The following is an 11,616-nucleotide window of genomic DNA, read 5'->3' as shown; positions in this document are numbered from 1 at the left end:
GCATTTACCAGCCGGTCGGAATGCAACCTTCCGTCAAACGTAAGATCGTTTTCGCAGTCGTCGTCGGTACAAACCGTCTACGTGGTCACTGGCACTGGCAGATGGATCTCCGGAGCCGCCGCTCACGTGCCCATCGTGAGGAAACGTAGCTCGTATCAGACCAATTCGGACGACTGGTTTCAAGTGCGACTCGCCGGTCGATGGGTCTGTGGCCGTGTGTCGGCCGGCGTCGGACAGACCACTCGGTGTAAAGCTCGGTGACTCGGTCGAAAGACGCCACGTGGTGCAGGTCACCGGCTTCGGATCTGGGCACCCCGATTTGGGGTGGACCAGGACGATTGCCTACACTGGTCCGGTTGCTTGGGCACCTGTGTGTCCGCAGGCGTCTGTCTGCGGCGTGTTCCGGGCGCAAGCGAATCATCCGGTCGGGCGTTCCCGGCTGGACCGCCCCGAATTGTCGTAGGCCCACGACCGCCGATCTCAGACGGTGCTGAATGGGAACCGCGGCAGGAAGGTACCGGTCAAACAACATGACCATGACTGATCCCATCGCAGACTTCTTGACCCGTCTGCGCAACGCCAACTCGGCGTACCACGATCAGGTGAAGGCTCCGCACTCGAAGCTCAAGGTGAACATCGCCGAGATCCTCAAGCGCGAGGGCTACATCGCCGACTTCCGCGTCGAAGATGCGCCCGTCGGCAAGAACCTGATCGTCGACCTGAAGTACGGCCCGAGCCGTGAGCGCTCCCTGCAGGGTGTGCGCCGCGTGTCGAAGCCGGGCCTCCGGGTCTACGCGAAGTCCACCAACCTGCCCAAGGTGCTCGGCGGCCTGGGCGTGGCGATCATCTCCACGTCCTCGGGTCTGCTCACTGACCGTCAGGCCAAGCAGCAGGGCGTGGGCGGCGAAGTCCTCGCCTACGTCTGGTAAGGGAGGTAGGAACAATGTCGCGTATCGGTAAGAAGCCGATCCCGGTTCCCGCCGGCGTCGAGGTGACCATCGACGGCCAGAACATCACGGTGAAGGGTTCCAAGGGCACCCTCTCGCACGTGATCGCCGAGCCGATCACCGTTGCCAAGGCCGAGTCCGGTGAGCTGGAGGTGGTTCGTCCCAACGACGAGCGCCAGAACCGCTCCCTGCATGGTCTGACCCGCACCCTGATCAGCAACATGATCGTGGGTGTGACGCAGGGCTACGAGAAGAAGATGGAAATCTTCGGCGTCGGTTACCGCGTGCAGGCCAAGGGCTCGAACCTCGAGTTCGCCCTGGGCTACAGCCACCCGGTTCCGGTCGACGCGCCCGAGGGCATCACCTTCGCGGTGGAGTCCCCGACCAAGTTCTCGGTGTCCGGCATCGACAAGCAGAAGGTCGGCCAGATCGCCGCGGTGATCCACGGCCTGCGTAAGCCCGATCCGTACAAGGGCAAGGGCATCCGCTACGCCGGCGAGGTCGTTCGCCGCAAGGTCGGAAAGACGGGTAAGTAAGCCATGGCACAAACCGAAAAGCAGAAGGCCGCTCGCAAGCCGATCGGCAAGGACGCCTCGACCGCGCGCCGCCTGTCCAAGACGCGCCGTCACTTCCGTCTGCGCAAGAAGGTCGTCGGCACCACCGCGCGTCCGCGCCTGGTGGTCAACCGCTCCGCGCGCCACATCCACGCCCAGCTGATCGACGACTCCGCCGGCAAGACCATTGCCGCCGCGTCGACCATCGAGGCCGATGTGCGTGCTCTCGAGGGTGACAAGTCCGCCAAGGGCGCCAAGGTCGGCGAGCTGATCGCCGCCCGCGCCAAGGCTGCCGGTGTCGAGGCGGTCGTGTTCGACCGTGGTGGTCACGACTACCACGGCCGTATCGCGGCTCTCGCTGACGCCGCCCGTGAAGGTGGGCTGAAGTTCTGATGATCAACACTGCGAACGGAAGGAACGTCTGATGCCGGGACGTCAGCGGCGCGACGGCGGAAACGGTCCCGCCGGACAGAATGGTGGCAGCGACAACCGCGATCAGCGCGGTGGCGGTCGCGACCGCCGCGGCGGTAGCGACCGTCGCGACAATGCCGCCGAGAAGAACCAGCTCGAGCGCGTCGTCGCGATCAACCGCGTCTCCAAGGTCGTGAAGGGTGGTCGTCGCTTCAGCTTCACCGCCCTCGTGATCGTCGGTGACGGCAATGGTCTCGTCGGCGTCGGCTACGGCAAGGCCAAGGAAGTTCCCGCGGCCATCCAGAAGGGTGTCGAAGAGGCTCGCAAGAACTTCTTCCGCGTTCCGATGATCGGCTCCACCGTCACCCACCCGGTTCAGGGTGAGGCGGCCGCCGGTGTCGTCATGCTGCGTCCGGCTTCGCCCGGTACCGGTGTGATCGCCGGTGGCGCGTGCCGTGCCGTGCTGGAATGCGCGGGCATCCATGATGTTCTGGCCAAGTCGCTCGGTAGCGACAACGCCATCAACGTCGTGCACGCCACCGTTGCGGCTCTCAAGATGCTGCAGCGTCCCGAAGAGGTCGCCGCTCGCCGCGGTCTGCCGATCGAGGACGTGGCCCCGGCCGGCATGCTGCGTGCGCGCGCGGGACAGGGAGTCTGATATGGCACAGCTGAAAGTGACCCAGGTCAAGTCCAGCATCGGCGCCAAGGCGAATCAGCGGGACTCGCTGCGCACCCTCGGGCTGCGCGGCATCCGCAAGGTCGTGGTGCGTGAGGACAACGCGCAGAACCGCGGCCTGATCAACGTCGTGCGCCACCTCGTTCAGGTTGAGGAGGTCTAAGCATGACCATCAAGTTGCACCACCTGCGTCCTGCCCCCGGTGCCAAGACCGAGAAGACCCGTGTGGGTCGCGGTGAAGGCTCGAAGGGCAAGACCGCGGGCCGCGGTACCAAGGGTACGAAGGCTCGCAAGAATGTCCCGGTCCGCTTCGAGGGCGGTCAGATGCCGATTCACATGCGTCTGCCCAAGCTCAAGGGCTTCACCAACCCGTTCCGCACCGAGTACCAGGTCGTGAACGTCGGTGACATCGCCCGCGTGTTCCCGGAGGGCGGCACCATCGGCAAGGCCGAGCTGGTCGCCAACGGCCTCGTTCGCAAGAACGAGCTCGTGAAGGTGCTCGGCGAGGGCGAAATCGCTGTGGCCGTTCAGGTCTCGGCCGACAAGTTCTCCGGCTCCGCCAAGGAGAAGATCACTGCGGCGGGTGGCACTGCCACCGAGCTGGCCTGACGGTAACCTGAAATAGCAATGGCACCGGGCGAGTCGCGAGCTCGCCCGGTGCCGCTGTTAGAGTTCAAGTGTTGTCTGCCAACACCGTCATGGTTCTCGGCGTTTTTCGGCTAAACCAGCCCATCGCTGAATCCGTGGCCTGACCCATGTCGTTAGCCAGGAGGATCTGTGCTTTCCGCCTTCGTGTCGGCTTTCCGGACCCCGGACTTACGGCGGAAGATTCTCTTCACGCTGGGACTGATCGCGCTCTACCGGCTCGGTGCGTCGCTGCCCTCGCCGGGCGTCAGTTACAAGAACGTTCAAGAATGCATCAACCTGGTCAACGGCGGCAATGACGCCGGTATCTACCAGCTGATCAACCTCTTCTCCGGCGGCGCGTTGCTGCAGCTGTCCGTGTTCGCGATCGGCATCATGCCGTACATCACGGCGAGCATCATCATCCAGCTGCTGACGGTCGTCATCCCGCGGTTCGAGGAACTGCGCAAAGAAGGCCAGTCGGGTCAGAACAAGATGACCCAGTACACGCGGTATCTGTCGATCGCGCTGGCCGTGCTGCAGTCGACCGGTCTGGTCGCGCTCGCCTCCCGCGGTCAGCTGCTGCGCGGCTGCCAGAAGGACATCCTGGACGACACCTCGATCTTCGGCATGATCATCATCGTGCTGGTCATGACCGCGGGCGCGGCCCTGGTCATGTGGTTCGGCGAGCAGATCACCGAGCGCGGCATCGGTAACGGCATGTCGCTGTTGATCTTTGCCGGTATCGCGGCGCGAGTTCCGTCGCAGGGCAAGCAGATCTACGACAGCCGTGGCCTGCTCACCACGATCCTGGTCGGTTTCGCCGCATTCGTGGTCATCGTGGGCGTCATCTTCGTCGAGCAGGGCCAGCGCCGGATTCCGGTGCAGTACGCCAAGCGCGTGGTCGGCCGGAAGATGTACGGCGGGTCCTCGACCTATCTGCCGTTGAAGGTGAACCAGGCCGGTGTCATCCCGGTCATCTTCGCTTCCTCGCTGCTGTATCTGCCGAACCTGTTGGCGCAGTTGACCCAGAAGAGTTCCGGTAACCCTGCCAAGTGGCAGGAGCTGATCCAGAAGTACCTGGTCAACCCGAGTAACCCGGTCTATGTGGCGATCTACTTCGCCCTGATCGTGTTCTTCACCTACTTCTATGTCGCGATCACCTTCAATCCGGAGGAGCGCGCGGACGAGATGAAGAAGTTCGGCGGCTTCATTCCCGGCTACCGCCCGGGCAGGCCGACCGCCGATTACCTGAACTTCGTCCTGAGCCGGATCACCCTGCCCGGCTCGCTCTACCTCGGCGCTGTTGCGGTGCTACCGAACCTGCTGCTGGGCATCGGCTCCGGAGGCGGCGGCGTGTCCAGCCTGCCGTTCGGTGGTACCTCCGTGCTGATCATTGTGAGCGTCGGCCTCGATACCGTGAAACAGATCGAGAGCCAGTTGATGAACCGAAACTACGAAGGGTTCCTGAAGTGAGACTCGTACTGCTCGGACCGCCCGGTGCCGGTAAAGGCACCCAGGCCGAACTGTTGTCGGAAAAGCTCGGTGTTCCGCACATCTCCACCGGGAACCTCTTCCGCACGAATATCGCGGAGCAGACTCCGCTGGGCCGCGAGGCGCAGCAGTACCTGGACGCCGGCAACCTGGTCCCGTCGGACGTGACCAACCGCATGGTCGAGGCGCGCATCGCCGAGCCGGACGCTGTCAACGGCTTCATCCTGGACGGCTACCCGCGCACCGTGGACCAGGCCGAGGCGCTGGAGAAGATGCTCAAGGAGGCCGGCAAGGAGCTCGACGCCGTCATCTCCTTCGTGGTCGACGAGGACGTGGTGGTCGAGCGCATGCTGGCCCGGGGCCGCGGCGACGACACCGAAGAGGTCATCCGCAACCGCATGCGCGTGTACCGCGAGGAGACCGAGCCGCTGCTGGAGCACTACGACGGCCAGGTCGTCTCGGTCGAGGGTGTCGGCGACGTCGCCGAGGTCAACGATCGGGCGCTGAAGGCCCTGGGCCGCTGAATGGTCTTCGGACGCAAGAGCAAGCGGGTGGTGCCCTTCCGCACCGCCGGTGAACTGGACGCCATGGCGGCGGCCGGCGCTATCGTCGGCCGCGCGCTGGTGGCGGTGCGCGCCGCCGCCGCGCCCGGCGTCTCCACCTGGGAGCTGGACGAGGTGGCCGAGCAGGTCATCCGTGAGGCCGGTGCGATCCCGTCCTTCAAGGGCTATCACGGTTTCCCGGGTTCCATCTGCTCATCGGTGAACGACCGGGTGGTGCACGGCATCCCGTCCAAGGACGAGGTCCTCGCCGAGGGCGACCTGGTATCCATCGACTGCGGCGCCATCCTCGAGGGCTGGCACGGTGATTCGGCGTGGACGTTCGGCGTCGGCACCATCATCGAGGCGGACCGTCTGCTCAGCGAGGCGACCCGGCTGTCCATGGAGGCCGGCATCGCCGCCATGCTCCCGGGCAACCGGCTCTCGGACGTCTCGCACGCTATCGAGCAGGGCACCTACGCCGCCGAGAAGCTGCACGACCGCAAGTACGGCATCGTCTCCGGTTACGGCGGCCACGCCATCGGCCGTGAAATGCACATGGACCCGTTCCTGCCCAACGAGGGCGCACCCGGCAAGGGCCCCGAACTCCGTGTCGGCTCCGTCCTCGCCATCGAGCCCATGCTCACCCTCGGCACCACGGAAACCCATGAGCTGGACGACAACTGGACCGTCGTCACCGACGACGGCACCCGAGCCGCCCACTGGGAGCACACGGTCGCGGTCACCGAAAACGGCCCGCGCATCCTGACCCTGCGCCCGGAGTAGGCTCCGCACAACACTTTCCGCGCCCGCTTCAGCCCCAGGCTGAGGCGGGCGCGGTCGTTCCGGCCCATGCGAGTTGGTGATACCGGGTATGCGGGATTCTCGCTGTTCGCATACCCGCACCGCTCGTAGCGTCGACCGTATGAGCAACACCGACAACCGAGAACTCCTCCGGGCCGTCTTCGAGCAGCTGGCGCTGGGCAACGGTCGTGCCCTGACCGACGCGATGGCCGACGATTGCCGCTGGACCTTTCCCGGATCGTGGTCGTGGTCGGGCACCTGGGGTCCGAAAACCGCTGTGGTGCACGGTCTTCTGCGTCCCCTCATGGGCCAGTTCGCCGACGCCTACCGCATGGAGGCGGATCTGATCCTGGCCGACGGCGACCGAGTGGTGGTCCAGGCCCGCGGCTACGCCACCACCCTCGCCGGCGAGCCCTACCACCAGACCTATTGCCTGCTGTTCACCATGTCGGACGGCCTGATCACCGAGGTGGTGGAGCACTGCGACACGGCCCTGGTGGAGCGGGTCCTGAAGCTGCTCACGCCCACGTCCTGATGCGTCGGGCGTGGCGGCGGGGGCCCGGGGCGGGTTCTGGTTCGATGGAGTGATGGCCGACAGGGTTGTTCTCATCACCGGGACCTCCAGCGGGATCGGGCTGGCGGTCGCCGCCGCGGCGGTGCGGGCGGGGTACCGGACCGTGGCGACACTGCGCAATCTGGACAAGGCCGCGCGGGTCCGGGACGCCGGGGCCGACGTGCGTCGCCTGGATGTCACCGATCCCGCCTCCATCGCCGAGTGCCTGGCGGGCGTGGTCGCCGACTACGGCCGGCTGGACGCTCTGGTCAACAATGCGGGCGTCTCGGTGCTGGGCACCCTGGAGCACCTGCCGATGGCGGACATCCGCCGGGCCATGGAGGTCAACTACTTCGGAGTGGTAGAGGTGACCAGGGCCGCCATGCCGCATCTGCGCGCGTCGAAGGGTCGCGTGGTGACGGTGACCAGCGTCGGCGGCGCGGTCGGGCAGCCCTTCAACGAGGCGTACTGCGCGGCGAAATTCGCGGTCGAGGGGTTCATGCAGAGCCTGGAGCCGGTAGCCGCCACGGTCGGCGTCGGGGTGAGTGTCATCGAACCCGGCGCGGTGACAACGGAATTCGTCAACAACGCGCGAATCGACATCCCCGCCGCCATCGACGCCGCCGGTCCCTACGCCCCCGCGCTCGAGGCCTACATCAACCGTACCCGCGGCGCCTACCGCACTGCCCAAACCGCCGACCAGGTCGCCGAGGTGGTCCTGTCCGCGCTCACCGCCTACCCGGTCGTCTTCCGCTGGCAGACTTCGGACTTCGCCCGAGCCTTCGTCGCCGACAGCCTCTCGGACCTCGACGGTTCCATCGTCGCGGGCCTGACCTCGAAGTGGGTCCGCTGACAGCGGGGTTCAGAACAGTCGAATATGCCTGACCCCCACCAGGATCCGCCGTAGCTCGGTGCGGAGTCTGCCGTCGGTGTTCGGGGTCAGGGTAAGGCCGCAGGCGGCGGCGATGTGGTCGGCGACCGCACGCAGCGAGAGCTCGTCGGTGTGGAGGTGTTCGGCGAATTCCGGTCGAGCCAGGGCATTCAGGCAATGATCCACCCGGTCGATGGCGAAGCTCTCGTGCCGCAGCCCGCCCAGCGCCCGTTCCCGCAGTCGCCGTACCACCGTCTCCGGACGCGCCATGAGCGCGAAATGCCTTACGTCGTGACCCTTTTCGCGCAGCCGCCCGACTGTTTCCGCGAAATAGACCGGCTCGACCACCGTCATCGGCGCGATCACCGGCCCGCCGTGTTTGCTCAACACCAGATCGAGTGTCTCGAAGACGCCCTGCCGCCAGGCCGGTAGATCCTGGAAGTCGGGTCGGAACTCCTTGGGGATAACCCGATGCAGCCCGAACCCGACCTCCTCGGGATCGCAGACCAGGCTCCCGGGCAACCGCCGATGCAACTCGAACGCGGTGTGCGTCTTCCCTCCGCCGAAGGGTCCATTGATCCACAGCAGCATGCCTGCCACCCTAGCTGCGGTCGTTGCTGTCCCTGGTCAGCTCTCGAGTAGGACGGTGACTGGGCCGTCGTTGACGAGCTCGACATGCATATGCGCCCCGAACCGTCCGGTGGCGACCGTCGCCCCGAGTGTGCGCAGGGTGGCGGCAAACGTGTCCACCAGCGGTTCCGCGACCGGCCCGGGGGCGGCGGCGTTCCACGAGGGGCGACGACCCTTGGCGGTATCGGCGTAGAGAGTGAACTGGCTGATCACCAGAATGGGCGCGGACAGGTCGGCGGCGGAGCGCTCGCCGTCCAGAATCCGCAATCGAAACAGCTTGTCGGCCAGCGCTTTCGCGGTGCCCTCCGTGTCGGTGTGGGTGACACCGACCAAGGCCACCAGCCCGTGCGGCGCGCCGTGCGCGGCCGGATCGATCCGTCCGACCACCTCGCCGTCGACGGTCACCTGAGCCGATGTCACACGCTGCACCAGTACTCGCATGACAGTCGATCTTCCCAGATGGCCGAGCCGCGCTCGCTTGGCTACCCTGGGGCGGCCGCGCATGCCCCGAATTTCCTTGTGCGCCACCGGGAGTTCACAGCAGTAGGCTGTGCTGGCATCTTCAGCTGGCAACGGGCGGAGCGACAGTAGTTAGCGATGGCACCTGATAACAAAGACAAGTACAAGGACAAGGACCAGACGGCCTGGCCGACGCTGAAAGACCAGGCGAATTCCGGTCATCTGGAATTCGAGCCGGGCGCGGCCGAGCAGGGCGCGCAGGCCGCGGCGACCCTGGTCGGCGATCTGCTGTACTACCAACAGATCATCGACGGTCATCTCACCGATATCGGCCCGATCGGCGATCAGGAGTCGGGCCGGACGCTGGCCACCTATCTCGGTGCGATCGGCACGCACATGTCGGATGCGCTCACCACGCATATCGCCATCCTGCGGGACATGATCGACACGTTCAATCAGGCCGGGCGCAACTACGTCGACACCGACCACATGTCGGCCGACAACCTGCGCTACCTGCACACCTCGGCGCCGGACAAAGCCACCGACCTGAAAATCGACATCCCGAACAAGAAGTCGCCCAATAGTTACGACGATTCGGCCGACGACGGCTATCCGGACAGCCTGAAGAACTACAAGGGCGGCAAGGAGTCCTACTCCGTCCGTCCGGAGCCCAAGGACACCAGGAGCTGGGAGCAGCTGTACAACCTCGGGCAGGATATGAAGCCCGATCCGTACAACAACGCCTACGAGCTCTACAAGCTGCTGAAGACCAAGGTCGACAGCAGCCTCACCGACTTCGACAACAAGGTCCAGGCGCTGCAGAGCAAGTGGCGCAGCGATGGCGCGAGCGCCGCGCAGGCCGCGGTGACGAGCTACTGCAACAGCATTCAGCCGCTGCTCGACACCATGGACAACGCGTCCCAGCTCATGCGCTACACCAACCGCTGGATGATCCAGACCGCGGCGTCCATGCCGTACGAGGGTCCGCATCAGCCGTGGAGCTGTGACAAGCAGGGTGAGCTGGACCGTTACCGCGGCTATTACCAGGACCATTACGTCGATGGCATGAACCACACCGTGCAGTCGACGCCTTCGGTTCCCGTTCCGGCGCCGGTCGAGAAGCCCAAGCCGAACCCCGATCCGAATCCGAACCCCAATCCGAACCCGAACCCCAATCCGAATCCAAACCCCAATCCGAACCCGAACCCCAATCCGAACCCGAACCCGAACCCGAACGCCAATCCCAACCCGAATGCCGGTGGCGGCACCCCGAATTCCGGTGGTGGGACTCCGAACGCGGGTGGCGGCACTCCGAACGCCGGTGGTGGTACACCGGCCCCCAACCCCAAGGTGCCTCCGCTGAAGGACGCCAAGGATCCGAACCCCAAGGGCTCCAACCCGAACGGAACCAATCCGAACGGTGCGAACCCGAACGGCGCGAATCCCAACGGTTCCAACCCCAACGGCACGAACCCCAACGGTTCCAACCCGAGCCTCCCGAATCAGACTCAGCCGCAGAACACCTCGAACGGCACCGGCTCCGGCGGCTCGGACATGTCGCAGCTGACCAGCCTGTTGAGCACGCTGGTCAGCGGTGCCAGCACCGGCATCTCGACGCTGGCCCAGCAGCTGCCGACCATCCTGCAGGCGCTGGATTCGATGCACTCCACGGATCTGTCGACCTTGGCCACCGCGCTGGGCGTGCCCGAGGACAAGCTGACGACCGCCTTCAGCGCCATCGAGCAGGACCCGTCGAAGGTGACGCAGCTGTCGCAACTGCTGGGCCTGTCGAACGCACCGCAGACGCCGACGGCCGGACTGCCAGGGGACACCACACCGCTGGGCGCGTTGGCGACGCCGAACTCGGGCCTGGCGAACGCGATTCCCGCGGCCGCCGTGACCAATCCGCCCTTGGCCGGTCTGACCAACCTGTTCGGCGGAGCCTCGACCCCCGGTCCGGAGCCGCTGGTGGGTGTCGTGGCCGCGCCGTCGGACGCGGCCGCACCGATCGCGACCGGGATCCCGAGCGCCGCGGCCGAACCCGAGGCCGAGCACGTCGACTTCATCCGGGGTCTCGGGCAGACCATCGAGGGTGTCGTCGAAGGGAACCCGGTGGTCGAGGCATGACCTGGGAATTCACCGACCTCGAGTTCAAGGTCCTGTGCAATCTGTACCGGCAGGGCGCGATTCCGTCGCCGCTGGTGTACACGAGCCGGACCATGGATCCCGACGTCTACGACCGCGAGCTGTTGGCGGCCCAGGAGGATCTCGACCTGCGACTCGATTCGTACTTCCGCGCGGTGTTCGAAGCCGTCTGCAACCCGGAGGTTTTCGTGGGTGTGCACGGCTGGCACGACGCGGATATCGACAATCCGGCAAAGCATCTGGTGGTGCACGGGGCGCGGCGCGGCCGCCGCGCCTGCGTGCTGATCCAGAAGCCCGGTGAGACGACGATGCACAGCGGCGGCGTCACGATGCTCGAGTGCGAACCGGAGGAACTGTCGGCCCTGCTGGTCGCGCAGCTCCCCGAGGCCGAGCCCGGCCAGTCGACCGCGATCCCGATCGCCACCGAGCCCGCGCCGCCGGATCCCTATGAGGCGCCGCGTGCTTCGGCCTTCGACACCTTCGAGGAGTCGGTCGACACCCGCAGTCTGCGTTTCTTCTCGACCCCGGCCGATCAGACCGGGGCCATGCAGATTCTGCAGGGCCGTTCCAAATACGGTCCCCGAGGCGTCGCGGTCTCCACCCTGGTGTGGCGGGATCTACCCGGCGACGGCCGCTACCTGATCGATCTCGATCCGGAGGTGAAGTCCGCTGTCGGCGTGGACAATCGCCGGTTCATCGAGCACCTCGACGGTGTCATCGCACAGATTCGGATGCACATGGAAGCCCGTGGGGAACAGCAGGAATTCGTCTGATCGAGGCCGGGGGACACGGCGCTGGCGTCGCCGTGTCCCCCGGATCACCACTCTCCGTTCAACTTCCGGCAACTGAGCGGTTGCCAGGAGCTGAAAGGGTCCTTGTCATGAGTGGTCGGTTGGAGTCATACCGGGA

General features: G+C 65.8%; 15 protein-coding genes. 13 read left to right on the top strand and 2 right to left on the bottom strand.

Annotated features, from left to right (window positions below; translation table 11 throughout):
* The first annotated feature begins 530 nt into the window (after positions 1-530).
* The 11 genes from rpsH to ABZV44_RS01440 all read left to right on the top strand — a co-directional run bounded on the left by rpsH (position 531) and on the right by ABZV44_RS01440 (position 7,455).
* Positions 531-929, top strand: coding sequence for a 30S ribosomal protein S8 (gene rpsH, locus ABZV44_RS01490; RefSeq protein WP_213558035.1), 399 nt, complete (start codon positions 531-533; stop codon positions 927-929).
* A 14-nt stretch (positions 930-943) separates the two neighbouring features.
* Positions 944-1,483 (top strand): 50S ribosomal protein L6, encoded by a 540-nt coding sequence (rplF, locus tag ABZV44_RS01485; protein ID WP_354830514.1) that lies wholly within the window; start codon positions 944-946, stop codon positions 1,481-1,483.
* A 3-nt stretch (positions 1,484-1,486) separates the two neighbouring features.
* Complete coding sequence (gene rplR / locus ABZV44_RS01480; protein ID WP_354830513.1) at positions 1,487-1,894, top strand: 50S ribosomal protein L18; 408 nt, start codon at positions 1,487-1,489, stop codon at positions 1,892-1,894.
* Positions 1,895-1,925: 31 nt separating this feature from the next.
* Positions 1,926-2,570, top strand: a complete 645-nt coding sequence (rpsE, locus tag ABZV44_RS01475; RefSeq protein WP_354830511.1) for a 30S ribosomal protein S5 — start codon at positions 1,926-1,928, stop codon at positions 2,568-2,570.
* A gap of 1 nt (position 2,571) precedes the next feature.
* Positions 2,572-2,751: a 50S ribosomal protein L30 gene (gene rpmD / locus ABZV44_RS01470; protein WP_040855284.1), complete on the top strand. Its 180-nt coding sequence runs from the start codon at positions 2,572-2,574 to the stop codon at positions 2,749-2,751.
* 2 nt (positions 2,752-2,753) lie between these two features.
* Positions 2,754-3,197 carry a 50S ribosomal protein L15 gene (rplO, locus tag ABZV44_RS01465; RefSeq protein ID WP_354830509.1) on the top strand — a complete coding sequence of 148 codons (444 nt, stop codon included), beginning with the start codon at positions 2,754-2,756 and terminating at the stop codon, positions 3,195-3,197.
* 168 nt (positions 3,198-3,365) lie between these two features.
* Entirely contained in the window at positions 3,366-4,688 is a 1,323-nt protein-coding gene (gene secY / locus ABZV44_RS01460; RefSeq protein WP_354830507.1) for a preprotein translocase subunit SecY, read from the top strand.
* Positions 4,685-5,230 carry an adenylate kinase gene (locus ABZV44_RS01455; protein ID WP_354830506.1) on the top strand — a complete coding sequence of 182 codons (546 nt, stop codon included), beginning with the start codon at positions 4,685-4,687 and terminating at the stop codon, positions 5,228-5,230. The genes secY and ABZV44_RS01455 overlap by 4 nt, the downstream gene beginning before the upstream one ends.
* Entirely contained in the window at positions 5,231-6,031 is an 801-nt protein-coding gene (gene map / locus ABZV44_RS01450) for a type I methionyl aminopeptidase (protein WP_354830504.1), read from the top strand.
* A 139-nt stretch (positions 6,032-6,170) separates the two neighbouring features.
* Positions 6,171-6,584, top strand: a complete 414-nt coding sequence (locus ABZV44_RS01445; RefSeq protein WP_354830502.1) for a nuclear transport factor 2 family protein — start codon at positions 6,171-6,173, stop codon at positions 6,582-6,584.
* 52 nt (positions 6,585-6,636) lie between these two features.
* Positions 6,637-7,455: an SDR family oxidoreductase gene (locus ABZV44_RS01440; RefSeq protein ID WP_354830501.1), complete on the top strand. Its 819-nt coding sequence runs from the start codon at positions 6,637-6,639 to the stop codon at positions 7,453-7,455.
* A 9-nt stretch (positions 7,456-7,464) separates the two neighbouring features.
* Here ABZV44_RS01440 and ABZV44_RS01435 read toward each other — a convergent pair whose 3' ends face one another.
* Positions 7,465-8,064, bottom strand: coding sequence for an AAA family ATPase (locus ABZV44_RS01435; protein WP_354830499.1), 600 nt, complete (start codon positions 8,062-8,064; stop codon positions 7,465-7,467).
* 36 nt (positions 8,065-8,100) lie between these two features.
* Positions 8,101-8,544: a D-aminoacyl-tRNA deacylase gene (gene dtd / locus ABZV44_RS01430; RefSeq protein WP_354830497.1), complete on the bottom strand. Its 444-nt coding sequence runs from the start codon at positions 8,542-8,544 to the stop codon at positions 8,101-8,103.
* 156 nt (positions 8,545-8,700) lie between these two features.
* Between dtd and ABZV44_RS01425 the strand changes: the two genes are divergently transcribed.
* Both ABZV44_RS01425 and ABZV44_RS01420 read left to right on the top strand, forming a co-directional pair.
* Positions 8,701-10,689 carry a hypothetical protein gene (locus tag ABZV44_RS01425; RefSeq protein WP_354830495.1) on the top strand — a complete coding sequence of 663 codons (1,989 nt, stop codon included), beginning with the start codon at positions 8,701-8,703 and terminating at the stop codon, positions 10,687-10,689.
* A complete protein-coding gene (locus tag ABZV44_RS01420; protein ID WP_354830493.1) occupies positions 10,686-11,480 on the top strand; it encodes an ESX secretion-associated protein EspG in 795 nt (264 codons plus the stop codon). The genes ABZV44_RS01425 and ABZV44_RS01420 overlap by 4 nt, the downstream gene beginning before the upstream one ends.
* Positions 11,481-11,616 lie beyond the last annotated feature (136 nt).

The organism is Nocardia sp. NPDC004860, assembly GCF_040609015.1.
Classification (GTDB): Bacteria; Actinomycetota; Actinomycetes; order Mycobacteriales; family Mycobacteriaceae; genus Nocardia.
Note: the sequence above shows the minus strand (reverse complement) of the source record. Positions and strands in the feature narration are given on the sequence as shown.

Bases quoted from the DNA above. Each gene is read 5' to 3' on its own strand.
- rpsH (WP_213558035.1), top strand. From the start codon at position 531: ATGACCATGACTGATCCCATCGCAGACTTCTTGACCCGTCTGCGCAAC.
- rplF (WP_354830514.1), top strand. From the start codon at position 944: ATGTCGCGTATCGGTAAGAAGCCGATCCCGGTTCCCGCCGGCGTCGAG.
- rplR (WP_354830513.1), top strand. From the start codon at position 1,487: ATGGCACAAACCGAAAAGCAGAAGGCCGCTCGCAAGCCGATCGGCAAG.
- rpsE (WP_354830511.1), top strand. From the start codon at position 1,926: ATGCCGGGACGTCAGCGGCGCGACGGCGGAAACGGTCCCGCCGGACAG.
- rpmD (WP_040855284.1), top strand. From the start codon at position 2,572: ATGGCACAGCTGAAAGTGACCCAGGTCAAGTCCAGCATCGGCGCCAAG.
- rplO (WP_354830509.1), top strand. From the start codon at position 2,754: ATGACCATCAAGTTGCACCACCTGCGTCCTGCCCCCGGTGCCAAGACC.
- map (WP_354830504.1), top strand. From the start codon at position 5,231: ATGGTCTTCGGACGCAAGAGCAAGCGGGTGGTGCCCTTCCGCACCGCC.
- ABZV44_RS01445 (WP_354830502.1), top strand. From the start codon at position 6,171: ATGAGCAACACCGACAACCGAGAACTCCTCCGGGCCGTCTTCGAGCAG.
- ABZV44_RS01440 (WP_354830501.1), top strand. From the start codon at position 6,637: ATGGCCGACAGGGTTGTTCTCATCACCGGGACCTCCAGCGGGATCGGG.
- ABZV44_RS01435 (WP_354830499.1), bottom strand. From the start codon at position 8,064: ATGCTGCTGTGGATCAATGGACCCTTCGGCGGAGGGAAGACGCACACC.
- dtd (WP_354830497.1), bottom strand. From the start codon at position 8,544: ATGCGAGTACTGGTGCAGCGTGTGACATCGGCTCAGGTGACCGTCGAC.
- ABZV44_RS01425 (WP_354830495.1), top strand. From the start codon at position 8,701: ATGGCACCTGATAACAAAGACAAGTACAAGGACAAGGACCAGACGGCC.
- ABZV44_RS01420 (WP_354830493.1), top strand. From the start codon at position 10,686: ATGACCTGGGAATTCACCGACCTCGAGTTCAAGGTCCTGTGCAATCTG.